Origin of the sequence: Aedoeadaptatus ivorii, assembly GCF_030815095.1 — a bacterium.
Lineage (GTDB): Bacteria > Bacillota > Clostridia > Tissierellales > Peptoniphilaceae > Aedoeadaptatus > Aedoeadaptatus ivorii.
In genome coordinates this window covers 289,021-313,940 of sequence record NZ_JAUSWF010000001.1, presented here as the reverse complement: position 1 = coordinate 313,940, position 24,920 = coordinate 289,021, and the positions used below count along the sequence as shown (strand labels likewise).

26 protein-coding genes and 1 pseudogene are annotated in these 24,920 nt (G+C 51.5%); 26 read left to right on the top strand and 1 reads right to left on the bottom strand.

Features of this window, described 5'->3' with window-relative positions:
• Positions 1-2 precede the first annotated feature (2 nt).
• The 26 genes and pseudogenes from rpsP to QO008_RS01490 all read left to right on the top strand — a co-directional run.
• Positions 3-248, top strand: a pseudogene (rpsP, locus tag QO008_RS01615) (30S ribosomal protein S16); the annotation flags it as partial.
• 301 nt (positions 249-549) lie between these two features.
• The gene (locus QO008_RS01610; protein WP_126465468.1) at positions 550-789 is read left to right on the top strand and encodes a KH domain-containing protein; all 240 of its coding nucleotides are present in this window, start codon (positions 550-552) and stop codon (positions 787-789) included.
• A complete protein-coding gene (rimM, locus tag QO008_RS01605; protein ID WP_307383720.1) occupies positions 773-1,273 on the top strand; it encodes a ribosome maturation factor RimM in 501 nt (166 codons plus the stop codon). The genes QO008_RS01610 and rimM overlap by 17 nt, the downstream gene beginning before the upstream one ends.
• Positions 1,270-2,019, top strand: coding sequence for a tRNA (guanosine(37)-N1)-methyltransferase TrmD (gene trmD, locus QO008_RS01600; RefSeq protein ID WP_307383718.1), 750 nt, complete (start codon positions 1,270-1,272; stop codon positions 2,017-2,019). Before rimM ends, trmD begins: the two co-directional genes overlap by 4 nt.
• Positions 2,006-2,350, top strand: coding sequence for a 50S ribosomal protein L19 (gene rplS / locus QO008_RS01595; protein ID WP_126465465.1), 345 nt, complete (start codon positions 2,006-2,008; stop codon positions 2,348-2,350). The genes trmD and rplS overlap by 14 nt, the downstream gene beginning before the upstream one ends.
• Positions 2,351-2,431: 81 nt before the next feature.
• Positions 2,432-4,099, top strand: coding sequence for a glycosyl hydrolase family 18 protein (locus tag QO008_RS01590; protein WP_307383714.1), 1,668 nt, complete (start codon positions 2,432-2,434; stop codon positions 4,097-4,099).
• A gap of 68 nt (positions 4,100-4,167) precedes the next feature.
• On the top strand, positions 4,168-4,803 hold the full coding sequence (locus QO008_RS01585; RefSeq protein WP_307383710.1) for a zinc dependent phospholipase C family protein: 636 nt from the start codon (positions 4,168-4,170) through the stop codon (positions 4,801-4,803).
• 221 nt (positions 4,804-5,024) lie between these two features.
• Entirely contained in the window at positions 5,025-6,023 is a 999-nt protein-coding gene (gene asnA, locus QO008_RS01580; RefSeq protein ID WP_126465462.1) for an aspartate--ammonia ligase, read from the top strand.
• A 164-nt stretch (positions 6,024-6,187) separates the two neighbouring features.
• Positions 6,188-6,844: a hypothetical protein gene (locus tag QO008_RS01575; protein ID WP_126465461.1), complete on the top strand. Its 657-nt coding sequence runs from the start codon at positions 6,188-6,190 to the stop codon at positions 6,842-6,844.
• A 38-nt stretch (positions 6,845-6,882) separates the two neighbouring features.
• Entirely contained in the window at positions 6,883-7,377 is a 495-nt protein-coding gene (gene ruvC / locus QO008_RS01570) for a crossover junction endodeoxyribonuclease RuvC (RefSeq protein WP_126465460.1), read from the top strand.
• 7 nt (positions 7,378-7,384) lie between these two features.
• Positions 7,385-7,975, top strand: coding sequence for a Holliday junction branch migration protein RuvA (ruvA, locus tag QO008_RS01565; RefSeq protein WP_307383706.1), 591 nt, complete (start codon positions 7,385-7,387; stop codon positions 7,973-7,975).
• 13 nt (positions 7,976-7,988) lie between these two features.
• Positions 7,989-8,999, top strand: a complete 1,011-nt coding sequence (gene ruvB / locus QO008_RS01560) for a Holliday junction branch migration DNA helicase RuvB (protein ID WP_126465458.1) — start codon at positions 7,989-7,991, stop codon at positions 8,997-8,999.
• A complete protein-coding gene (locus QO008_RS01555) occupies positions 8,996-10,225 on the top strand; it encodes a SpoIID/LytB domain-containing protein (RefSeq protein ID WP_307383702.1) in 1,230 nt (409 codons plus the stop codon). The genes ruvB and QO008_RS01555 overlap by 4 nt, the downstream gene beginning before the upstream one ends.
• Before the next feature lie 10 nt (positions 10,226-10,235).
• Positions 10,236-11,267 carry a tRNA preQ1(34) S-adenosylmethionine ribosyltransferase-isomerase QueA gene (gene queA / locus QO008_RS01550; RefSeq protein WP_307383699.1) on the top strand — a complete coding sequence of 344 codons (1,032 nt, stop codon included), beginning with the start codon at positions 10,236-10,238 and terminating at the stop codon, positions 11,265-11,267.
• Positions 11,264-12,379: a tRNA guanosine(34) transglycosylase Tgt gene (gene tgt, locus QO008_RS01545; RefSeq protein WP_307383696.1), complete on the top strand. Its 1,116-nt coding sequence runs from the start codon at positions 11,264-11,266 to the stop codon at positions 12,377-12,379. Before queA ends, tgt begins: the two co-directional genes overlap by 4 nt.
• Positions 12,380-12,397: 18 nt before the next feature.
• A complete protein-coding gene (gene yajC / locus QO008_RS01540; RefSeq protein ID WP_232006449.1) occupies positions 12,398-12,742 on the top strand; it encodes a preprotein translocase subunit YajC in 345 nt (114 codons plus the stop codon).
• A 19-nt stretch (positions 12,743-12,761) separates the two neighbouring features.
• Positions 12,762-12,908, top strand: a complete 147-nt coding sequence (gene scfA / locus QO008_RS01535) for a six-cysteine ranthipeptide SCIFF (protein WP_126465454.1) — start codon at positions 12,762-12,764, stop codon at positions 12,906-12,908.
• 44 nt (positions 12,909-12,952) lie between these two features.
• A complete protein-coding gene (scfB, locus tag QO008_RS01530) occupies positions 12,953-14,314 on the top strand; it encodes a thioether cross-link-forming SCIFF peptide maturase (protein ID WP_307383692.1) in 1,362 nt (453 codons plus the stop codon).
• A complete protein-coding gene (gene recJ, locus QO008_RS01525) occupies positions 14,311-16,029 on the top strand; it encodes a single-stranded-DNA-specific exonuclease RecJ (protein ID WP_307383690.1) in 1,719 nt (572 codons plus the stop codon). The genes scfB and recJ overlap by 4 nt, the downstream gene beginning before the upstream one ends.
• A gap of 4 nt (positions 16,030-16,033) precedes the next feature.
• Entirely contained in the window at positions 16,034-18,190 is a 2,157-nt protein-coding gene (locus tag QO008_RS01520) for a RelA/SpoT family protein (protein ID WP_307383688.1), read from the top strand.
• Between the two features lie 9 nt (positions 18,191-18,199).
• Positions 18,200-18,649: a D-aminoacyl-tRNA deacylase gene (gene dtd, locus QO008_RS01515; protein WP_126465450.1), complete on the top strand. Its 450-nt coding sequence runs from the start codon at positions 18,200-18,202 to the stop codon at positions 18,647-18,649.
• On the top strand, positions 18,649-19,269 hold the full coding sequence (locus tag QO008_RS01510; protein ID WP_126465449.1) for an MBL fold metallo-hydrolase: 621 nt from the start codon (positions 18,649-18,651) through the stop codon (positions 19,267-19,269). The genes dtd and QO008_RS01510 overlap by 1 nt, the downstream gene beginning before the upstream one ends.
• Positions 19,266-20,642 carry a coproporphyrinogen dehydrogenase HemZ gene (gene hemZ / locus QO008_RS01505; protein ID WP_307383685.1) on the top strand — a complete coding sequence of 459 codons (1,377 nt, stop codon included), beginning with the start codon at positions 19,266-19,268 and terminating at the stop codon, positions 20,640-20,642. The genes QO008_RS01510 and hemZ overlap by 4 nt, the downstream gene beginning before the upstream one ends.
• The gene (locus tag QO008_RS01500) at positions 20,639-22,171 is read left to right on the top strand and encodes a Mur ligase family protein (RefSeq protein ID WP_307383683.1); all 1,533 of its coding nucleotides are present in this window, start codon (positions 20,639-20,641) and stop codon (positions 22,169-22,171) included. The genes hemZ and QO008_RS01500 overlap by 4 nt, the downstream gene beginning before the upstream one ends.
• A gap of 8 nt (positions 22,172-22,179) precedes the next feature.
• On the top strand, positions 22,180-23,958 hold the full coding sequence (gene aspS / locus QO008_RS01495; protein WP_126465446.1) for an aspartate--tRNA ligase: 1,779 nt from the start codon (positions 22,180-22,182) through the stop codon (positions 23,956-23,958).
• A 4-nt stretch (positions 23,959-23,962) separates the two neighbouring features.
• Positions 23,963-24,379 carry a SoxR reducing system RseC family protein gene (locus QO008_RS01490; protein ID WP_126465445.1) on the top strand — a complete coding sequence of 139 codons (417 nt, stop codon included), beginning with the start codon at positions 23,963-23,965 and terminating at the stop codon, positions 24,377-24,379.
• A gap of 39 nt (positions 24,380-24,418) precedes the next feature.
• Here QO008_RS01490 and QO008_RS01485 read toward each other — a convergent pair whose 3' ends face one another.
• Positions 24,419-24,919 carry a threonine/serine exporter family protein gene (locus QO008_RS01485; RefSeq protein ID WP_126465444.1) on the bottom strand — a complete coding sequence of 167 codons (501 nt, stop codon included), beginning with the start codon at positions 24,917-24,919 and terminating at the stop codon, positions 24,419-24,421.
• Position 24,920: the final 1 nt, after the last annotated feature.

Sequence of the window (24,920 nt, the reverse complement as noted above, 5' to 3'; positions counted from 1 at the left end):
CAATGGCAGTTAAAATCAGATTAAAGAGAATGGGTTCGAAGAAAAACCCCTTTTACAGAATCGTAGTAGCGGATTCCAGAGCGCCTCGTAACGGCCGTCTGATCGAAGAAATCGGATATTACAACCCGCTCACCGAGCCGAAGATCTTGAAAGTGGACGCAGATAAGGCCAATACCTGGGTCAAAAACGGCGCAAAACCCACCGCAACCGTCGAGCGTCTGTTTAAGGAAAATGCCGTCTACGAAGCGACCGGCGCGGTAGACAATACCGAAGTCCAAAAGGCAAGACGCGAAGAAGAAAAGCAGAAAGAAAGAGAACTTCGCGCCCAACGCGATGCGGAACTCGAAAAAGCCGAAGCGGAAGCCAAAAAGGCGGAAGAAGAACGCAAGGCGAAAGAAGCCGAAGAAGCGCGTCTTGCCGCGGAAGCGGAAGCGGCGGAAGCCCAAGAAGCCGAAGGCGAAGAAGAAGCACCCGAAGCGGAAGAAGCTGCAGAAGAAACCGAAGAAGCGCAAGCCGAGTAATCGGGTATGAACCGGAGGAGGCAGGACTGTGGAGGAATTAATTCGATACATCGTTTCAAAGCTCGTCCGTAACCCCCAGGTACTGAAAGTCGAGGAAGAGCGCGAAGGGGATCGCGCGACGATTCGCGTGCAGGTCGATCCCGACGATATGGGACGGGTGATCGGTAGACAGGGAAAGATCGCCCGTTCCATTCGCGCCATCGCCAAGGCGGTGGGAACCAAGGAGAATATATTGGTTTCGGTGGATTTCGATGAAATCCGAGAATAGAGTATTGGTGGGCGAAATCACCTCTGCCCACGGCATCCGCGGTTTCGTTAAGGTATATCCCTATACCGATACGCCGGAGCGATTGACAGAAATTCGCAGGGTATTTTTGGGGGAGGAAGAAGACTTACGAGAGGTTCTGTCTTCCTCGATCCAGAAGAACTTGGCATTGATGCAGTTTGAAGGCATTGAAACCAGAAATCAGGCAGAGCGACTGCGCAAGACTTCGGTGTATATCCCCCTGGAGGACCGCAGGGTTCCCGAAGACGATGAGTTTTTTATCGAAGATCTTATCGGCCTTCCCGTCACCGATACCGATGGCCGCGCCTTGGGCGAGGTGGCCGAGGTCTTGCTTCAATCCGCCAACGACGTATTGGTCGTGCGGGATGCGGACAAGGAGATCATGATCCCCTTTGTCAAGGCATTTGTAAAAACCGTCGAAGCGACGGGGATTACGGTCGCGCTGATCGAGGGGATGGAAGCATGAAATTTACCGTGCTTTCGCTCTTCCCCGCCTTCGTCGACAGCATGCGCGAATACTCTGTCATCGGAAAGGCGATTCAAAAGGGATTGATCGACCTTCGCTGCGTCGATATACGCGACTATACCCAAGACAAACATAACAATGTCGACGATTACAGCTACGGCGGCGGCCCCGGCATGGTGATGCAAGCACAGCCGGTGGTCGATGCCATCGAAAAGAATAGAGGCTGGAACGGCCATGTGATCTGTCTTTCCCCGCGGGGGAAGGTATTGGATCAAAATATGTTGAAATCCCTCGCCGAAAAGGAGCATATCGTGCTCGTCAACGGTCATTATGAGGGGATCGATCAACGGGCCCTTGACCACTATGTGGACGAAGAGATTTCTTTGGGAGATTATGTACTTTCCGGCGGAGAGCTGGCATCGATGGTGCTAATCGACGGCATAGCCAGATTGCTCAAAGGCGTTTTGAGCAACGAAAACTCGCCGATAGAGGAGTCTCATTCCGCAGCCCTATTGGAGCACGGGCATTATACCCGACCGGCGAATTTCCGGGGATATAAAGTGCCCGAGGTGCTGTTAAGCGGCGATCACAAGAAAATTGAAATATATAGAAGAAGAGAATCCCTGAAGACGACCTATATGCGGCGTCCGGAGTTGTTGGCAAAAGCCGAACTTTCGAAAGCCGATATTCGTTATCTTCGAGATCTGAAGAAGAGTTTAAAGGAGGATAGCGATGGACATCATTAAATCCATTGAACAAGAACAATTAAAAGACAATTTGCCCGAATTCCGCGTGGGCGACACCATTCAAGTTCACTATAAGATTATCGAAGGCGCCAGAGAGCGTATCCAAGTCTTCGAAGGTACCGTCATAAAACGCCAAGGCGGCGGCATTAACGAAAGCTTCACCGTCAGAAGACTTTCCTACGGCGTAGGCGTGGAAAGAACTTTCCCCCTGCATTCCCCGAGAATCGACCACATCAAAGTCACCAAGCGCGGTAAGGTCCGCAGAGCAAAGCTTTACTATTTGCGTGCGCGCCAAGGTAAGGCTGCAAAGGTTAAAGAGAAAAAGTTCTAAAAGACACATAGGCATTGCTTTGGCAATGCCTATTATCGTATAAAATACTTTATCTAACGGAACCGGAAAGTAGCAGGTGCTATGAAGAAATTACTACTTTTATTGTTCATATTGGCGGGTATCTTATTCGGCGGTTTTTGGATTCTCAATAAGACCGGCGGCAATAACGAATATTCGAAGATCTACGAAAGCTATCAGGTCGTCTACGAAGACGAACTGCTCCCCAAAGAAGACGGCATTCGAAAGGACGGACAATACTACCTCTCCCTCGATGCGATTAAATCGTATTTCGACGCTTCCGTTCGCTATGACGAAAGCGCGAAGACGGTGATTTTCGAAAACCACGTCGGCAAAAAAGTGATTCCCTTGGGTAAGAAAGAGGCTTTGATCAACGATGCGAAAATCGGGTTGCGAGATTCCGCCTTTGAGCAAGACGGAAAGGTGTATTTGCCCATCGAGGCATTTCTTTACGATTATCCCGTTACGGTCAGCTACAATAAGGATAAGAATGTACTTCTGATCGACGACAGAAACGTACGACACGCCGCGGGCAAACTTTCCGGCGACGGCGTCAATATGCGCGAAGAACCTTCGACAGATTCGCCTATCGTAGCGACCTTAAAGTCCGATGCCGTCCTCAAAGTCTACGGAAAGGACGGCGATTGGTTCCGCGTGCGGGAAGCGGACGGGTATCTGGGTTGGATCCGCGACGACAATTTAGAAGCGGAGACCATCGACGGCGAATACATCGTCAAAGATTCCCGGGCGGTGCAGTCTAAGATTCCCAAGCCCATCAATATCACCTACGACTATACCTACGGCCCTGTAAAAGAGGAAGCGATCGGCGCCATTCAACCCATAGAGGGACTCAATGTCGTGATCCCGACTTGGTTTTCGGTCGTAAATGCCGACGGCGAGATCAAAGATCGGGGAGATATACGCTATACCGATGCGTATAGCAAACTCGGTATCGATGTATGGGGCTATGTAGACAATAGCTTTGACCCCGAGCTGACCCACGCTTTTTTGCAAAATACCGCCGCGATGGAAAAGGCCGCCGATACATTGATCGCTTCGGCAAAATCCTACGGCATGAAAGGCATCAATGTGGACTTTGAAAACACGAAGGTCGAAGATCGGGACGGCATTACGGAATTTACCAAGATGCTCGCCGAGCGATGCAGAGAAGAAAATCTCGTAATTTCCGTCTGCGTAACGCCGCAGATCTCGAAGTCCGTCGAAGACGAGCCCTACGACCGAAAGGCATTGGCGGAAATCTGCGATTACGTCATTTTAATGGCCTATGACCAGCACTGGGGCAGTTCCGACAAAGCCGGTTCGGTTGCGGAATACGGCTGGGTGGAAGGCAATATCAACTTGAGTTTAAGAGACATTCCGCAGGAGAAATTCATTCTTTCGGTGCCTTTCTACACCCGTTTGTGGCAGGAAAACGAAGGAAAGACGAATTCTTCCGCCGTGGGCATGCAGACGACCCAAAATTATATCACCTCCCACAACCTCATGCCCGCTTGGGACGATAAGGCGAAACAGTTTATGATCGAACAAAATGTAGGGGGAAAGACCGAAAAGATTTGGGTAGAGGATGCGGAATCGATCCGCTGGAAGACTTCTTTGATGCGCAAATACAATTTGGCGGGCGTATCTTCCTGGCGTTTGGGCTTTGAAACGCCGGATGTGTGGACGACCATGGCCAACGAATTCGGAAAATATCAATATTCTTACCGATAACCATTGTATGATTCCTACGATTTTGGTATAATAGATCGGCGAAACGGAATACGTACAAAGGAGAATGCATGGTACCTGAAACACATAGGTCCGTTGCCGGTGCGGTCTTTCATCATATGGAGACAGAAACCGGCATTATTCTTGACAAGAAGCGATTGCTGCGTGGTTCTTTTGCTCCGGATCTGTATCCAAAGTATAAGTTTATTCCTCACTATTTTTCGGAAAGCATCGACTACATCGTCGATCAAATCATCACATTGGTTCCGTTTATGTCGAAAATCGTATATGACTCTGCTTGGAACGGGCTCTTATCCGGGCCGATCAGTTACAAGCTCGGTGTGATCTGTCATTATCTCAGCGATTATATGACCCATCCTCACGCCCGCAGAATACGGTTCACTTCGGCCAAGGACATCCGCGAACACGTGCGCTACGAAAATGCCTTAAATCAATACGCCAAATCTCATCCTCTGGACCCGGATATGGCGTCGAATATGGCAATGGGCAGTTTTCAAGGCGGATTGCAGGACCTGAAAGTATATGTGAAAACACAAATCTTGCGATTTATTGACCAATACTTGCAGAAGGAGATCTCGTTCGAAAACGACTACTCCGACGCATTTGTATTGAATGTCTTTGTATTTCAAACCGTCTGTGAGGCGGCATTCGCCTACGGACGTCAGACACAACTGCAAACTGTATAACCTGTGAAGAGAAACGAAGTAAGAATCCCTCGGCAAAGCGAGACAGGACGGTGAAAGCTGTCGCGAAGGACTTATGGAGAACAACTCGAAGGTTCTGCTCTCAAAAGGGCAGACGGCATTACCCGTTATTATGTGATAGAGTATGTAGTACTTGAAATGGTGGCATAGCGAAATTTTCGTCCGTTTGTGATGAAGGTTTCGCTTTTTTTTAAGGAGAAAAGATGAGAAACAATTCAGAAGTAACGAATTTATCGATCAAAGAGACGCAGATCGCGATCAAGAGCCTAAAGGATTTTTTTGAGCGGGATCTGGCGAACACATTGAATTTAACGCGGGTATCGGCACCGTTGTTCGTACGACCGGAGACGGGCCTAAACGACAATCTGAGCGGCGTAGAAAAGGCGGTGTCCTTTTCCCTCAGAAAATACGGCATCGATGTAGAAATCGTGCAATCCTTGGCGAAGTGGAAGCGATTTGCGCTCAAAAATTACGGCTTCGATCCCTATGAAGGCCTGTATGCGGATATGAACGCCATACGCCCCGACGAGGAGTTGGACGCGATCCACTCGATCTATGTCGACCAATGGGATTGGGAAAAGATCATCCGCAAAGAAGACCGAACCGATGCGTATCTGCATTTTATCGTCTCCGAAATCTATTCGGTATTTCAACGCACAGAGACCTATATCAACAGCGTCTATCCCTATGTGCTCTCCAAAAAATTGCCGAGCTCGATTTACTTTATGACCGCGCAAGCACTCGAGGACCGCTACCCGGATCTTACGCCGAAGGAACGGGAAAATGCGATTTGTCGGGAAAAAAAGGCCGTGTTTTTGCAGGGGATCGGAAAGGACTTAAATAGCGGCGCGCCCCATGACGGCAGGAGCCCGGACTATGACGATTGGGATCTAAACGGCGACATTTTGTTTTATAATCCTGTGACGGATTCCGCGCTGGAGCTTTCTTCGATGGGGATTCGCGTGGACGAAGAGAGCCTTCTGCGCCAGCTAAAGGCGGCCGATGCGGAAGATCGCCTAGAGATGGATTACCACAAGGCCCTCGTGGACGGAGCCCTACCGTATACCGTCGGCGGCGGCATCGGGCAGTCGCGCATCTGCATGTTCTTTTTGGAAAAACGCTCTATCGCCGAAGTACAGGCATCGGTTTGGCCGGACAGCTATTTGATGGAGGCGCGTCTGCGGGGCGAGGAGGTCCTGTAGGAAAAACGATGAATTCTCTTTGACTTTATGATAGAATAAATGTCAATCGAAGGGGGAAGAGAATGAGCGGGACCAACGCGGAACAGAAAACTGTAAATATAGATTATTCTGACGTAAAAGCGAAATTACTGCATAGATTTCTGTACGATCAGGATAGTTCCGCGATGCAGATCCTGCTCGGTCTCTACGATCTGGAGGAGAAGATCCAGAACATTTTTCCCTCGTATGTATCGATGCGGAATCTAAAGCGGGACGTCCTGTCGTTTCTGCGGCGAAAGGAAAATCGATCGCTACTCGCCAACAGCCTTACGCGTGCGATCTACGACGATGTAAATCGTTATGAACTGGCGCTGTATCTGGAAGGCTATAAGCGCGGGTATTCGGCGGTCAATTTCGCTAATGAATTGGAAGTGATCGCCTTGGGGCATTTCGACGTGGCAGAGCTGTTTGAGCGAAAGCAGTTGTTCCAATACGACTACAAAGAAGAGGACGTGCATCGGCTCCGCAACCGCAGTTTACGGCACGTGCTGGAGCGCGAAGCGGGCGATCGACTGGTGCGTTCCCACGCCGTCTGTTTCGGGCGGAAGGTCCTGAAGAAAAAGGTGTTTACCTTAAATCGCTATGTGGACCGACAGCTGCAGATCAACTTTAAGAGTACCAACGGGAAGTATAACGAACCCGAATATTTTTTAACGCATCAGGAATTGTGGGGACTGAACCGCAAGTTGACAAAATTCTTGTACTTAGACGGATTGCGGATTTACACCTCGGCATATTGGTGCGGCGTAAACGATCTGGTACTCAGAAGATATCATCCATAAGCATAAGGGCTCTGTGAGCCCTTTTTTTAAGGGGTTTTATGAGAATTTTGGGGATAGATCCCGGTCTCGCGACGATGGGCTACGGCATTATAGATCTGGAAGGCAATCGCATGCGCGCCCGGGAATATGGTACGATAGTAACGAAAAGCACGACGCCGTATCCGGAGCGCCTGTTTCAAATTCATACGGCGCTCAAGGCATTGCTAGAAGAACAGCGGCCGGACGAAGTGGCCATGGAAGAACTATTCTTTAACAAGAACATTACCACCGCCATCTCCGTCGCACAGGCGCGCGGCGTCGAGATATTGACTTGTATGGAAATGGGTCTGGAGATATATGAATATACGCCATTGCAGATCAAACAGGCGGTGGCGGGCTACGGCAGAGCGGAGAAACATCAGGTGCAGAGCATGGTAAAGATGTTTTTGAAACTCCCCGAGATTCCGCGGCCCGACGATGCCGCCGACGGCTTGGCCATCGCCATCACCCATATCCATTCCAGAAAGAGCAAAGCATTGTTTCGACTAAAGTAGGTGCACATTGATCGATCGAATTTTGGGAAAAGTCGTCGAACGCGGTGGAGACTACGTCGTTTTGTCGACGTGCGGCTTGGCCTTTCGCGTATCCGTCTCCACCGCCTCATTACAGGAAATCGGCTCTGGCGAAGAGCAGATGCTCTATACCTATCTGCAGGTTCGGGAGGATGCGCTGCAACTATACGGCTTTAAGAACCGAGAGGAGCGGGAGCTTTTTCTTCTCCTAATCGGCGTAACGGGCATCGGGCCCAAAGTCGCCATGGGCGTGTTGAGCAGTATGGAAGACGACACGCTGATTTCCGCCATTCAAGGAGAAGATGTCACCCTTTTGACCAAGGCGCAGGGAATCGGCAAGAAGACGGCAGAGCGCATTATCTTGGAACTCAAGGACAAAGTTGGCGGTTTTGCGCCGACGGAAAATGCAAAGCCGATTCAGAAACGGAGCGCATCCGATCCCCGTTCCGAGGCGCTCGAAGCGCTGTTGGGGTTGGGGTATACCGAAAAAGAAGCGACTTACGGCATATCCTCTGCGGAAGGCGACGATATGGAATCGATATTAAAACAGGCGCTCAAGGCCCTGTACCGTCAAGGTTGAGAGGGAGGGGAATATGGAAGAGAATCGACTGGTTTCGAAGACGATATTGCCCGACGAGGAGCGGATGGAGAGCGCACTGCGCCCGAAATTCCTATCGGAATACATCGGCCAGAACAAAGCGAAAGAAAAGCTCGAGATCTTTACAGAAGCCGCCAAGATGCGAAACGAAGCCTTGGACCACGTCCTCCTCAGCGGTCCGCCGGGACTCGGGAAGACGACGCTTGCCAATATTATCGCCAATGAAATGCAGGTCAATATTCGCGTCACTTCAGGCCCTGCCATCGAGCGGCCCGGAGATTTGGCGAGCATCTTGACGAATCTCGACGAAAATGACGTCTTGTTTATCGACGAGATTCACAGAATTCCGCGCACGGTGGAAGAAGTTCTGTACCCGGCGATGGAGGATTTTGCCTTGGATATCATCGTCGGCAAAGGCCCTTCGGCGCGTTCACTTCGGCTGGATTTAAACCGCTTTACGCTGATCGGCGCTACCACGCGCTCGGGCCAGTTGGCTTCTCCTCTGCGAGATCGATTCGGCGTATTGTTGAATCTCGATTTGTACGATCCCGACAGTCTGAAACATATCCTGTTGCGCTCTTCCCGCATCTTGGGGATTCCCTTGAGTGAAAAGGGAGCGCTCGAGATCGCAAAGCGCAGCCGCGGCACGCCCCGGATCGCCAATCGCCTGTTAAAGCGAATTCGAGATTTCGCCGAAGTGAAAAGAGACGGCCTGATCGACGAGACGGTCGCCGAAGAGGGCCTGCAGCTGTTGGACGTCGACGCCTACGGGCTGGACGATTTGGACCGGCGCATACTCGATACGATGATCCGCGATTACGGAGGGCGTCCCGTGGGGATCGATGCCATCGCCGCCACATTGGGCGAGGAACGCATCACCATAGAAGACGTCTATGAGCCGTATCTCTTGCAGATCAATTTCGTGCAGAGAACGCCCAGGGGGCGGGTCGCCACAAAAAAGGCTTATGAACACTTAGGCATTCCCTTTACGGAGGAAGAAATATGAAAAGACTGTCGATCGTCGCCCTGCTCCTTTTGCTGTTCTTTAGCGCTCGACCGGGGATCGCCTATGCGGAAAATCTGCGGATAAAACTCGGATCCGAGCGTAAGCAGGTGGTACTCTCGTCGGATTCGGGCATAGCGAAAGATGGGGCGCCCGCAGGAAACGAGATTCGCATTTCCGCAGTGGATGCGAAAAAAGGCGTGCGATACAGTTCGCCCGCCGGAACGCTTTCTGTAGACGGCAGACCCTATCGAGGCGAAATAGAACTTTTGCCGAAGGGATCGAATATGGTGGTCGTCAATATCGTCGATATGGAATCCTATCTGCGCGGGGTCGTGCCCAAAGAAATTGGAAACGACACCGCCGCCGAGGCCTTAAAGGCGCAAGCGGTGGTATCTAGGAGCTTTGCCGTCGCCAATCGCGACAAATACATCCAGTACGGTTACAATCTCGAAGACGGCACCGCCTCGCAGGCGTACGGCGGCATGGCCGTCGAAGATCCGCGAACCGATGCCGCCGTGGCGGCTACGGCGGGGAAGGTGTTGTACTACGGCGAGAGTGTCGCCAATGCGATATTCCATGCGACCAGCGGCGGCAGGACCGAATCCATCGAAGACGTATGGGGCGGGGCCCCGGTTCCGTATTTGAAGGGGATGGACGATCCCGATTCCGTAAATACCACCCATAGTACTTGGACGGCGGAGTTTTCGATCGAGGTCATTCAAAAGGCATTTCCCGTCATCGGTGAACCGAAACGCCTCGTCGTCCTTTCGCGCACAAATAGCGGAAGGATTCACAATCTGCGTTTAGAAGGCACGAAGGACAATTTGGAAATGACGGGGAACGCATTTCGAATGAAAATGGGATCGGTGCAGCTAAAGAGTACGAACTTCCAGTCGATGGAAATACATTTGGCGGAAACAAAGCGGCCCGAGGTGATAACCGCTTGGGGCAAACGCCCATTGGGCGATGAGCATGTTCGCACCGCCCGCGAGACACGTGCCGTTTCGCTTCAAAACATGATCACCGCCGCGGGCATTCGCGAGATTTTTCAGCCTGTCTTTCCCGCCACCGAGGAGATCGACATTTCTCGCGGTCTCCGCGTGCGGGGCAGGGGGTATGGTCACGGCGTGGGCATGAGCCAATACGGCGCCATCGAAATGGCGAAGAAGGGAAAGACGTATCCGGAGATCCTGGCTTTTTATTTCCCGGGAACCCGAATTCGCTAGAAAGGATTCTATGAAGACCAGAGATTTTTATTATGATTTGCCGGAAGAATTAATTGCCCAGCACCCCGCCGACAGAAGAGACGGCTCCCGGTTGCTCTATGTAAAAGCGGACGGAAGCTATGAAGACCTTATGTTTGCAGACATATTAGAATTGCTCCATCCGGAGGACGTTTTGGTACTGAACAACACAAAGGTCTTGCCCGCGCGGATTTTCGGCGCACGGCCGGGTAGAGAAGAGCGGATCGAGGTTTTATTGGTCAAGGATTTGGGCGCGGATCTCTGGCAATGCATGGTTCGACCGGGGAAAAAGCTTAAGCTCGGAGGCGAGATCGTATTTCCCGAGGGGTTACGGGGCGTCGTCGAGGCCATTACCGAAGACGGATTGCGGCATATTCGCTTTTGCTATGAAGGGGTGTTTTACGAAATTCTCGAAAAACTGGGACAGATGCCCCTGCCTCCGTATATCCACGAGACGCCGGAGGATCCCGATCGTTACCAGACGGTGTATGCGAAATACCTTGGCTCTGCGGCGGCGCCCACAGCCGGTCTGCACTTTACGGAGGATCTGTTTAAACGGATCCGCGAGAAGGGTGTAGCCGTGGCGGAGGTGACGCTGCATGTAGGACTGGGGACGTTTCGCCCCGTCAAAGTGGAAAATATCGAAGAGCACCATATGCATTCGGAGCGCTACCGCATCGACGAGGCGGCCGCAGAGACCATTCGCCGTGCGCAGGCAGTGGGCGGACGCGTGATCGCCGTAGGCACCACATCGATTCGCACTTTGGAAAGCTGTATCCAAAAACACGGTGCAATCGTCGCCGATGCGGGTGATACGGATATTTTTATCTACCCCGGCTACGAATTTCACTGTGTCGATGCCATCGTCACCAATTTTCACCTGCCGGAATCCACACTCTTGATGTTGGTTTCGGCCTTCGCCGGAAAAGACGTCATACTCGATGCCTATCGTCATGCCGTAGAAGCTCGATACCGCTTCTTTTCCTTCGGCGATGCGATGTTTTTAGAAAGGGGCGCTCGATGAAATTTACCGTAACCCATACCTCCTCCGATACAAAAGCCCGCCGCGGTGTGTTGGAGACCGCCCACGGCACGATTCAAACTCCGATCTTTATGCCGGTGGGTACCCTTGCCACCGTAAAGACTATGACGCCCGAAGAATTGAAGGAGATCGGCGCGCAAATTATCTTGAGCAACACCTACCATCTGTTTTTGCGACCGGGCATGGAGATTATGAAAGAGGCCGGGGGTCTGCATAAATTTATGCACTGGGACGGCCCCATCCTCACCGACAGCGGCGGTTTTCAGGTCTTCAGCCTCGCCCATCGTCGCAAGATTACCGAAGAAGGCGTGACATTTCGCAGCCATATCGATGGTTCTAAGCAATTCCTCTCGCCGGAAAAGTCCATCGAGATTCAACACACCCTGGGCAGCGACATCATAATGGCATTCGACGAATGTGCGCCATATCCCGCCACGCGGGAATATATCGAGAAGTCCAGCGAGCGAACCAGCCGTTGGGCGCTGCGTTGTAAAGAGTATCACGACGACAGGGTGGATCAAAATCTTTTCGGCATCGTACAGGGCGGAATGTATAAAGAGATTCGGCGGCGCAGTGCGGACCAGTTGGTCGCAATGGACTTTCCCGGCTATGCGGTCGGGGGATTGAGCGTCGGCGAGCCTTTGGACTTAATGTGCGACATCCTCGATTTTACGACGGACTTTTTGCCCAAGGACAAACCGCGATATTTGATGGGCGTGGGTACGCCGGACTATTTATTTGAAGCGGTAGAACGGGGCATCGATATGGCGGACTGCGTGCTGCCCACGAGAAACGCGAGAAACGGCACCTGCATGACGAGCGAAGGAAAGCTCGTCGTCAAAAATGCGGAATATGCGAAGGATTTTAGACCTTTGGATCCCGAATGCGATTGCTACGTGTGTCGCAACTATTCCCGCGCTTATATACGCCACCTCTTCCAAACGAAGGAGGTACTGGCCCTACGTCTTGCGAGCTACCACAATTTGTACTTTCTGCTTCAACTGATGGAGCGCATTCGCGCATCGGTCGAAGGCGACTACTTCCTTCAATATAAAGATGACTTTTATCGAAAGTATGGTTATAATAGTAAGTAGATCGACAGGAGGGTGATTATGGAATTTGGAAGCGGAACTTTTCCGTTAGGAGCTGCACAAGGACAGGCGTCGATGATTCCTACATTGGTGACCATCGTCATGATGATGGCGATCTTCTATTTCGGCATCATCCGTCCGAACAAAAAGAAAGAAAAAGAAGCGGCGAAAATGCTCGAAAACCTTGCCGTAGGCGATAAGATTCAGACCTATGGGGGCATTGTGGCGAAGATCGTTCAAATCAAAGAAGATGTCGTGCTCGTCGAGTCCAGCGGCATGAAGACGAGACTGGAACTCATGAAATGGTCGATTAAATCCGTTTTGAAGCCCGCCCATAAAAAGAGCAGCGAAGAAGAAACTGAATAAAATAGATAGGAGAGATACGATGAAGTACATAAAAACTTTAACCAAGCGTTCCCTGCGGAAGAACATGGAAAAGGCCGGATGCGGCGAATGTCAAACCTCTTGCCAATCGGCCTGCAAAACCAGCTGCACCGTAGGCAATCAAAAGTGTGAAAATATGGATAGATAAGGTTGTGGGTCTCCCACACCTTTTTCTTTTAGAAGGAGTTATTCGTGCGTAAAATTCATCGTTTTCAAGGCAATGGCAAAAATATCCTGTTGGACGTGGCGAGCGGTTCGGTCCACGTCGTCGACAATATGATTTTTGAAATGGCACCGGATATGGAGGACGCCAGCAAGGAGCAGATGATCCGAAAATTCGCCGATCGCTTCGGCTCAGAAGACGTTGCCGAGGGCTACGATGAGCTCCGCTATCTGATGGAAGAGGGATTGCTCTTTTCCGAGGATACGGATGTGGATCTGGGCGCATTCAATCCCGACTGCCATATTAAGGCGATGTGCCTCCACGTCTGTCACGACTGCAATCTGCGCTGCAAATATTGTTTTGCCTCCCAAGGCGATTTTCACGGCGAGCGCATGATGATGGATCTGGAAACGGGCAAACGCGCATTGGACTTTTTGCTGGAAAATAGCGGAAATCGACATAATCTCGAAGTGGACTTCTTTGGCGGCGAACCGTTAATGAATTTCGATGTGGTAAAGGCGCTGGTCGAATACGGACGGGAGCGGGAGAAGGCGTACGACAAGCGCTTCCGCTTTACCATGACCACCAATGGCCTCCTGTTGGACGATGAGAGCATCGATTACTTGAATCGGGAAATGGAAAATGTGGTTCTTTCTTTGGACGGTCGATGCGAATTAAACGACGCAATGCGTCCTACGGTGAACGGAAAGGGCAGTTACGATGCGATCATCCCGAAATTTCAAAAACTCGTAGAGAAGCGCGGCGACAAGGATTACTATATACGCGGTACCTTTACCTCTCACAATCTTGATTTTTCCGAAGACATTCTCCACTACCGGGATCTCGGCTTCAAAAAGACATCGATGGAACCGGTCGTCACCGACCCCGAACGGGAATATGCGATTCGAAAAGAGCATCTGGACGCCATCCTCGAAGAGTACGAGCGGTTTAGCGAAAAATATCTCGAAATTCGAAGAGAAGATCCGGATTTTCTCTTTTTCCACTATATGATCGACCTTTCGGGCGGCCCCTGTGCCTATAAGAAAAGCATCGGGTGCGGTGCGGGATCGGAATATGTGGCCGTAACGCCCACCGGCGACATTTATCCCTGTCACCAATTCGTCGGCGAAGAAGCGTTCAAACTGGGCAATGTCTACGACGGCATCGAGAACAAGGCGCTGCAAGACAAATTCCACAAGGCGGATGTGTTCCACAAAGAAGATTGCCGCGACTGCTGGGCGAAATACTTTTGTTCCGGCGGCTGCCATGCCAATGCCTATCACAACAACGGCGATATTCTGAAGCCCTTCGAAATCGGATGTATCATGGAGAAAAAGCGCCTGGAGTGTGCGCTATCTGTATACGCAAATGAGATAAGTGAGGCGGAATGAAGTACTGGTCTTTGAAGAATGAAAAACCGAAAGAGGAAATAGATTTTCGCGCATTGGGATTGCGGGAATGGGAATACCGCGTGTTGATCAATCGAAAGATCGATACGAAAGAGAAAATCCAAAAGTATTTCCATCCCGATGCGGAACAACTGCACTCGCCCATATCTATGAAGGATATGGTAAAAGCCGGGAATATCATTCAAAAGACCCGCGGTAAAATCCGCATTGTCGGCGACTACGATTGCGACGGGGTAATGAGTACGACCATATTACTTCGCGGGCTTCGCGGGCTGGGGTATACGGTAGATTATGTCATCCCCCATCGGCGGGAAGACGGATACGGCCTGCAGCCCGATATGGCGGAAGCGGCGGCAGAAGACGGCGTAGAACTCCTCATCACCTGCGACAACGGCATCGCCCAATTTGCTGCGATCGAGCGCGCCAAATCGTTGGGGCTTTCTGTGATCGTCCTCGACCACCACCAGGTGGTACAAGACGAAGGGAAGGACAAACTGCCGCCGGCGGATGCGGTCGTCGATCCCCACAGAAAGGATTGTTCGTATCCGTTTCAAGGTCTGTGCGGCGGCGTATTGAGCTACAAATTGATCCGCTATCTCTATACCATCGCCGGAAAGTCGGAGGACATGGATCCCGACTTTATCGCCTATGCCGCCATTGCGACGGTTTGCGACGTAATGGAATTGGTCGAGGAGAATCGCAACCTCGTCACCTTGGGTCTCGAGCGGCTCAATCATACGGAGCAGATCGGCATACGGGCGCTTTGCGATGCCTGTGCGATTCGATCCGAAATCAGCGGCTATCATCTGGGGTTTATACTCGGGCCCACGATCAATGCGGCGGGCCGTTTGGATACCGCGGGCGATGCCGTAGAATTGTTTGTAACCGACGATCCTTCGCGGGCAAAGGAGATTGCGGCGTATCTGCGCGAACTGAACGCAAAGCGTCAGGCTCTTACCCAAGAGGGGCTTGCGCGCTTGGAGAAACAACTGGAAAATCCCAAGGAAGCGGTACAGCCCATCTATATCTTAAAGGACGAATCCATCGACGAGAGCATCGCCGGCATCATCGCGGGAAAGATCAAGGGCAAGTATCACCGCCCCTGTATCGTAATCACCGGCGCAAAAGACGGCCTCAAGGGCTCCGGACGCAGCATCGAAGCCTATAATATGGTCGAAGAAATCAGAAAGAGCGAGAAATATCTCAGCAAATTCGGCGGCCATGCCATGGCGTGCGGCTTGAGTCTGGCGCGCGGAAACTACCTCCCCTTTAAGCTCGACGTCATCGAAAAGAGCCGGTTGGATCCCAGAGATCTCGTGCCCCGCATACGACTGGATGCGGTTCTTTCGCTACAGGACGTGAGCGAAGATACGGTAGAGCGGCTTTCGCGATTTGCGCCCTTCGGAAACGGAAACGCACGACCGATTTTTGGCGCCACCGATGTGCAGCTTTTGCAGTACCGCGTGTTCGGAAAAAATAACAATGTAATTCGTATGGATCTGTTCTATAATGGTAGGAAATACGACGGTATATTATTTCAACCGGCGGAAGAGTTTACGGACTTTCTTCGCCGGGCAAGACGAGCGGACGGAAGCATTTTTATGGATATCGCCTATTGCCCCAAGATCGATACCTATGGCGGCAATCGGAAACTTCAGATTCAGATAGAAGCACTGCGACCGTCCAAGAAGCGGTGATAGAATGATTGAACAACTAATCGAAGCCATTCGTTCCTATAATCCCGATGCGGAATTCGATCAGGTATACAAGGCATTCGAATTTGCAGATCGCCATCATAAAGGACAAAAGCGCAATTCAGGGGAGGACTATATCGTCCATCCTCTGCATGTTGCGCTTATTTTGGCGGAAATGAATATGGACGTCCCGACGATCATTGCGGGACTGTTGCACGATACCATTGAAGACACCGAGGTCACCTATGACGAGGTAAAAGAACTCTTTGGCGAGGAAGTCGCCGATCTGGTAGAAGGCGTGACCAAATTAAAGATGCTTTCCTACCAGACCAAACAGGAAAAACAGGCGGAAAATATACGGAAGATGGTCCTCGCCATGGCGAAAGACATCCGCGTGGTGATCGTAAAATTTGCCGACCGCCTGCACAATATGCGTACCTTGGAATATATGATTCCCGAGAAAAAACGCGACAAAGCCATGGAGACCATAGAAATCTATGCGCCCCTCGCCGATCGGTTGGGGATGAGCCGGGTGAAAATGGAACTGGAAGACCTTTCTCTGCGCTATTTAGACCCCGTCAATTATTATAATCTCGTAGAAATGGTCGATAAGCGGAGGAGCGAGCGGGAAGCGTTAATTCAAGCGCTGATCGAAGACATCTCGAATCAACTCAAAAAAGTCGGAATTGCCGCCGACATTACGGGAAGGCCGAAGAACTTTTACAGCATCTATAAAAAGATGATCAAAAAGGGGAAGACCTTCGGCGAGATTTACGACTTGCAGGCGATTCGGATTTTGGTAGATGACATCAAGGATTGCTATGGTGCGCTGGGCGTGGTTCACACCATGTATAAGCCGATCCCCGGGCGATTTAAGGACTATATCTCCATGCCGAAGCCGAATAAGTATCAGTCCCTCCACACCACGGTCATCGACGATCGGGGCGAGACCTTCGAGGTACAAATTCGCACTTGGGAGATGCACAAAACCGCCGAATACGGGATTGCGGCCCATTGGAAGTATAAAGAAGGCACGAAGAAGTCCACCAGTTTTGACGAAAATCTGACTTGGCTGCGCCAGCTTTTGGAGTGGCAAAAGGACCTCAAAGACCCCAACGAATTTATGGAAACTTTGAAGGTCGACTTCTTTGCCGACGAAGTATTTGTCTTTACGCCCAATGGCGATGTGATCAATCTGCCGGATGGCTCTACGCCCATCGACTTCGCCTACCGGGTGCATACCGCAGTGGGAAATACCTGTGTGGGCGCAAAGATCAACGGCCGGATCGTCCCGTTGAGCCACAAACTCAAAAACGGGGAGATCGTCGAAGTCATTACCAATAAGAATTCACAGCCCTCTCTCGACTGGCTAAAAATCGTACAGAGCCCGCAGGCGAAGACCAAGATCAAACAGTACTTTAAGGTCAAGGATCGGGACAAGAATATCCTGCGCGGACGAGAAATGATCGAACAAGAGGCCAAAAAACTGGGATACCGACCCTCCGATTTCGTTCGTGACGATTGGATGGAAGATGTAAAGGAGCGTCTGAAATTCGACGACCTCGACGATCTATACGCGCAGATCGGCTACGGCAGTATGAGCGTGCGGCAGGTGACCGCGAAACTCTCCGACTATATGAAGAAGGAAGAGCGAAAGCACAGGACTGCGCCGGTGCGCGCCGAAGAGATCCCGGTGGCGGAAAAGAAGGAACAGCGAAACACCAACGGCATTCAGGTAAAGGGTATCGACAATGTAAAGGTCCGCATCGCCAAGTGCTGTACGCCTGTACCCGGAGACGAAATCGTGGGATTTATTACCATGGGCCGCGGGATCAGCATCCACCGCTCGGACTGCATCAATCTGAAGAACAACCTGGAAGAAGAGAGATTGATTCCTGTTCGGTGGGATATGGGCGAAAACGAGACGTATAGCGCGGAGATCGAAATTCGCGCCGCCAACAAAAACAATGTATTGGCAGATATCGCCAATCGGATTCACGATTCCCGACTGGACATTCAAAACCTTTCGGCGCGGGAAGACAAGGATCATTTTTTGGTGGTTCGCATTACGGTGCGAATCCATCATATCGACGAGCTCTCGCGTCTGCTAAAGAAGCTCAAAAATATCGAAAATGTATTTGAAGTATATCGGGTCAGCGGTTAGGAGGTCAACGTGCGCGCAGTGGTGCAACGAGTAAAATATGCTACCGTCTCCGTCGACGGGGAAATTATTTCGCGGATCGACGCGGGATTGATGGTACTCATAGGCATTCGAGAAGAAGACGACAAAAAGGATATCGAATATATCGGAAAGAAAATCACGGGCCTACGAATTTTCCCCGACGAAGAAGGCGTTATGAACGTCAACGTCCAAGACACCGGGGGCGAAATTATGATTGTCAGTCAGTTTACGCTCTACGGCGATGCCCAAAAAGGCAACCGTCCCAGTTATATCCGCGCCGCCAAAGGAGAGATCTCGGAAGCGGTCTACGAGGATTTGATTGCCTATGTAGAAAAGAAGGGATTTTCTGTCGCTACGGGTCAATTTGGCGCCGATATGCAGATAGAGATGATTAACGACGGTCCAGTGACGATTTTATTAGACAGCGAAAGGAGCTTCTAATGGGCTATCAGAGAATACTCGTCGGCGGTATGACCAATGCCTATTTGGTCTATGACGAAAAGAAGCGCGGATTTCTCGTAGATCCCGGTGCAGAGGGCGATAAAATTCTCGCCATCGTCGAAGCTGCGGGCGTAAAAGTCGAGGCTATTTTGCTTACCCACGCCCACGGCGACCATATATCGGCCTTAAATCGCGTTCGCGACGCTTTGGGCGTGAAAGTATATATGCACAAGGAGGAGATGGTGATCTATGAGAGCGCCGACCACAACTTTGTCGCCATGTTGGGCGGCGAAGTGCCCGATCGTGCGCCCGACGTGTTGGTCGAAGACGGCGATACGATCGAACTCGAATGTGGCGAAATTCGCGTGATGCATACGCCCGGGCATACCCCCGGTTCCGTCTGCTACTTTTACGAGGACCTGATCTTGAGCGGCGACACCTTGTTTCAAGGGTCGATCGGAAGGACCGACTTTCCCTTGGGCGATATCCACGCCATGGCGGATTCCCTCAGAAAACTGACAAACTGCGACGAAAACGCCGTCGTATTGTCCGGTCACGGTTTCGAGACCACCATCGACGATGAGAAGCGCTCTAATCCCTTTATTCGGCAGCTCCTATGATTCGTATCGTAAACGCAACGGATTCCGAGATCCACACCCTATACGAGCTCTTGCGGATTTATTTTCCCGCCTTCGAGACCTCGGGCGAGCTTTTTCTCGTACTCGAGACGACGGCGGATACAAAGCGCGCCATTTTGTCCGTGGGCGAGCGCCAATACGAAAAGACATTCGAAAATGTAGGGGAGTACGAAACCAAACGCCATATCGCCGCCTGGATCGTGCGCGAAGTGGATCATCCCGCGAAGGAAAAATCCCTATGGGGCTCTTTGACCGGTACGAGACCGGTCAAATTTATGCAAAAACGCAGAAAAATTATGGGAGATGCGGCACGAGACTTTTTGATCGAGTCGTATTTAGTGCATCCGGAGATCGCCGATCTGTTGCTGGAGATTGCCCGTTTGGAAGCGGCAAAGACCGATCACTTAAAGGGAAAAGGATACTCGCTATATATCCACATTCCCTTTTGCCCGAGTCGGTGCGAGTACTGCAGCTATCCCACCATCGGGTCCGGAAACAAAGAAGCCGTACGCCACTATATGAAGTACCTGCTGATGGAGCTGGACTTCGTTCTCAGAAAACTCGACAAGGCGCCCGCGACCATATATATTGGCGGCGGCACGCCCACCTCCATCGCGGCGGAAGAGCTGGCGATGATACTCGATCGCTTGCGCTCTTTTGGCGACCGGGAGTTTACCCTCGAAGCCGGAAGGCCCGAGACGATTACGCCGGAATTGATGGCGATGCTCAAAGGCTATCCCGTATCGAGGATCAGCATCAATCCCCAGACCATGGTCGATGAGACCTTGGTGCGCATTCGACGTCCTCACAATAAAGAGGACATTTTAAACGCATACGATTTGGTACGAAATACCACGGATATGGCGATCAATATGGATTTGATCCTCGGCCTAGACGGAGAGGGGATGGACGAACTCTCGTATACCTTGGATTCGTTGATCCCGCTCTCTCCCGAAAATATCACCGTGCACGTATTGTCTTTGAAAAACGGATCGAAGATCTTCGAAAACCGCGGCGTCTTCCAAAAGAATACGACGCGCATGCAACAATACAGCTATAACCGCTTAAAAGCGGCCGGCTACATTCCCCATTATCTGTACCGGCAGAAGAGGATACTCGGCAATGGATCGAATATCGGCTATTCGCTGCCCGGGTACGAATCGTTGTATAATATGATTATGATGGAAGAAATCCATTCGGTCATCGGCGTGGGAATGTCGGCGACGACGAAATTGGTCGATGCGTCCGGAAAGACCGTTATGAAGTTTTCGAATTTCCGTAATTTAAGAGACTATACGGATCGTTTCGGCGAAGTCGTGCGGAAAAAATCCAAGTATTTAGGAGAATTACTATGAAACTCAATACATTGCTCGCCGGCATACCCATTGCCGAGCGGAGAGGACAAATAGATGAAGACGTTGAAATTCGCCGCATCTCCCACGACTCTCGAGAGATCGAGACGGGAGACATCTTCGTCGCCATCGAAGGCGTCTTGGCGGATGGACACGATTATGTCGCACAAGCCAAAGAAAAGGGTGCCTATCTTGCGGTCGTAGAAAAATTCGTGGAAGCAGATATTCCGCAGGTGCGCGTCGAAAACACGCGCAAGGCGCTTGCCGACCTCGCCTGTATCTACTTTGACCATCCTTCGCGGCAGATGGAAATATTCGGCGTCACCGCCACCAATGGCAAGACTTCTACCGCCTTTATGGTTCGCGATATCTTTAAGGCGGCGGGCTATCGGGTCGGCATGGTGGGTACCGTGGCGGTACAATACGGTGATGTGTCGATTCCTGCGATTTTGACGACGCCGGAAAGCATCCACCTGCAAGAACATCTTAGAAATATGGCCGATGCGGGGATCGAAGTGGTGGTAATGGAGGTTTCTTCCTCCGCCCAGGAACTCTATCGGTCGCGCGGCATCGAATTCGACATCGTCAGCTTTAACAATATTTCCGTGGAGCACTTGGAACAGCACGGCACCTTCGAAAACTACTTTCACTATAAGAGCCGACTGATCCGCCATGCCGACGAAGACACCGCCGTGCTATTAAATGTGGATGCGCCTTTGATTGCGGCACTTGCCGAAGACACCAAGGGACAGGTGTTTACCGCCGCCATCGACGAAGAGGCGATGGCGCGCATCGAGGGTATAGACATTTCGACGGGCTTTGCCGAGTTTACGTATCGCGTGGCGCGGGAATCGACGAAAGGCCGGTGGACGCTTCCGAGTGTAGAAATCCCCGTGCATTTACAGGTGGCGGGATACCATTCGGTATTAAATGCCATGATGGCAATGACCTTCGGACTGTTGGGCGGCGTCGATCCCCAAACCGTCCGACGCGCCATGGAAGAATTTTCGGGCGTGGAACGGCGTTTTGAACTGATCTACCGCGGCGATTATATGATCCTCGACGACCATTTTGCCAATACGAAAAACATAGAGGTCACCCTCGAGACCCTGCACGCGATGGAATACAAGAATCTTCACATCCTCTATGCCATTCGGGGCAGCCGGGGCGCCGAACTCAATCGAGAAAATGCCGTGGAAACGGCGAAATGGATGGCGAGGTTGCCGCTAAAGACTTTCTATGCGACCAAAAGCGTCGAGGCGGTTTCTTCGAAGGATGTGGTCACCGATGCGGAATTGGAAGCCTTTCAAAATGTCATGCAGGACGCGGGCTACGAAATCCCCGTTATCGAACGACTGGACGATTCCATCCGCCGCATTCTGCCGGCGGTAGAGTCCGGAGACGTCTTGCTCCTCGCCGGCTGCCAGGGCATGGATCATGCCGCGAAGGTGATCTGGCAGGATCTCGCCGATCGTTCCCGTGGCGAAGAAAAGACGTATTGGTTGCAGAAAATAGACAATAGAATTTGTTAGGAGGAATCATGGGAGAAGCACTGGGTGCTCTGAAACGGAGCCATTTATGTGGGACGTTACGAGAAGAACATATCGGTGAGAAGGTCACCGTCATGGGGTGGGTCGCCAAATCGCGCGACCTGGGTTCTTTGGTATTTACCGACATTCGCGACTACACCGGCATTGTGCAGGCGGTCTGTAATGGCGAGACGGATGCCGCCTTATTCGAAAAGGCGACCAAATTGCGATCGGAATTTGTCGTCGCGGTGGTAGGCACCGTGCGCCCGCGCAGTTCTGTAAACGACAAGCTTCCCACGGGGAAAATAGAGATCTTGGCAGAAGAGCTGAAAATTTTGTCCGAATCCGACGTGCCGCCGATCTATGTCAAAGACGACGACGCGGTTTCCGACGACCTGCGCCTAAAATACCGAACCTTGGATTTGCGCAAGCCCCGCAGCCAAGAGATTCTCAGAACGCGTTCCCGGGTATATAAATTAACCAGGGACTTCTTCTATGCGGAAGGCTTTGCGGAAGTAGAAACACCTATGTTGAACAAGCCCACCCCCGAAGGGGCGCGGGACTACTTGGTTCCCAGCCGCATTCACGAAGGCGCGTTTTATGCGTTGCCGCAATCCCCGCAGCTGATGAAACAGCTTTTGATGGTCGGCGGCTTTGATCGGTATATTCAGATCGCCCGTTGCTTCCGCGACGAGGACCTGCGTTTTAACCGCCAACCCGAGTTTACGCAGATCGATATGGAATTGAGCTTTGTAGAGGCGGAAGATGTGATCGACGTCAACGAGCGTTATCTTTCCCATCTCTTCCGTGAAATTTTGGGAAAAGAAATTCCCACGCCATTTCCCCGCATGACCTACCGAGAGGCGATGGATCGCTACGGGGTGGATAAGCCCGACGTGCGGTTTGCGATGGAGCTGAAGGATGTTTCGGATTTGGTGGCGGAATCGGGCTTTAAGGTATTTGCCGACGCCGTGGCGGGAGGCGGCAGCGTGCGCGCCATCGTCGTAAAAGATGGCGCCGCCTTCTATTCCCGAAAAAAAATAGACAAACTCACCGATTATGTGAAGGACTTCGGCGCCCACGGACTCGCCTGGGCGAAGCGGAATGCTGACGGCACGCAGTCGCCGGTGCTGAAGTTCGTCGGCGAAGAAGGTATGGATGCGATTTTTGAACGCACGGGCGCGGAAGAAGGCGACCTCGTACTCTTTGTGGCCGATAAAAACGACGTGGTCTACGCTGCGTTGGGAAATCTGAGAAACCACATCGCCGAGGAGATGGACCTGATCCCCGAAGACGTGCTCGCACCGCTTTGGATCGTAGAGTTCCCCCTCTTCGAATACGACGAAGAGGAAGCGCGCTATGTCGCAAAACACCATCCCTTTACCGCTCCCATGGACGAAGATTTGAACAAGATCGAATCCGATCCCGCAAACTGTCGCGCCAAGGCGTACGACATCGTCATCAACGGCGACGAAATGGGCGGCGGATCCATTCGGATCCACGACGCTGCGGTACAAAATAAGATGTTTGCGGCGCTGGGATTCAGCAAAGAAGAAGCGGAAGAAAAATTCGGATTTCTGATCGAAGCCTTCCGCTACGGTGCGCCGCCGCACGGCGGACTCGCCTATGGTTTGGACCGCCTGATCATGCTTCTTACGGGAGAGAAAAATATGCGGCACGTAATCGCCTTTCCCAAGACGCAATCGGCGAGCGACCTGTTGACTGGAGCGCCGGTAGAACTTCCCGCGGAACAATTGAAAGAAGTGCATATACGCGTAGTAGAGGAGTGATTCTATGGATCAACTGGGACATGTCGTATCGGTAAAAGACGGCATGGCATATATGGAAGTGACGCGAAAGGGCGCATGCGGTTCCGCCTGTGCCACCTGCACAAATGGCGCCTGTGAATCGAAGACCGAATACATTGCAGTGCCCAATGAACTGGGTGCCAAGGTGGGAGATTGGGTCGAGTTGTATGTAAACGACACCTTTGTCTTGCGTTCGATCTATAAATTGTACGGCATCCCCTTAGCGATATTTTTGATCGCCGTCTTTGCCGGTCAATACTTGATCGCAGATAGCGTAGCAAATCGGGATCTGTATATCTTTGGATTGGGATTTTTGTCGCTGCTTATTAGTTATTTCGTATTAAAACGGGCGGATGCGGGAAGAGAACAGGACACTTCGCCCAGGATGAAAAGAATCATGTAAAAAAACGCGGGTGACCCGCGTTTTTTTCATGTTCATAATTTATGATTTGATCGACGGAAAGTCCCGGTAGCGGCCGAAAGGGCGGGAGGAGTTTTTCATAGATCTCTGTCGAAAACTCTTCAGCGATCTCGAAAAAAGGGTAGAGGCGACGATGCCCACAGAAAGCGCGATGGCGATTGAAAAGGTCTTTACCGCTTCTTTCAGAAACAAATCCATATTTTCCTGGATCAGATAGCTCATGGTATAGTACATGCCGCCGCCGGGTACCAGGGTAATCAAGCCGGACATACTGAAGATGGTCGACGGCATTTTGAAGATGCGCGAGCAGAGTTCGCCGCAGCTGCCGATCATAAATGCCGCGACAAAGGCGCCGAAGAAGGCGTTTCCGCCCAAATCCATGACCTTCAAATAAATCAGATAGGCGATCGCGCCGATAACGGCGCCGGGTAAAATAGCGCGTTTCGGGGCGTCGACGGGCACCACATAGCCGATGGTCGCAGCGACGGAGATTATAAACAGCAATAGAATATTTCCGGACATA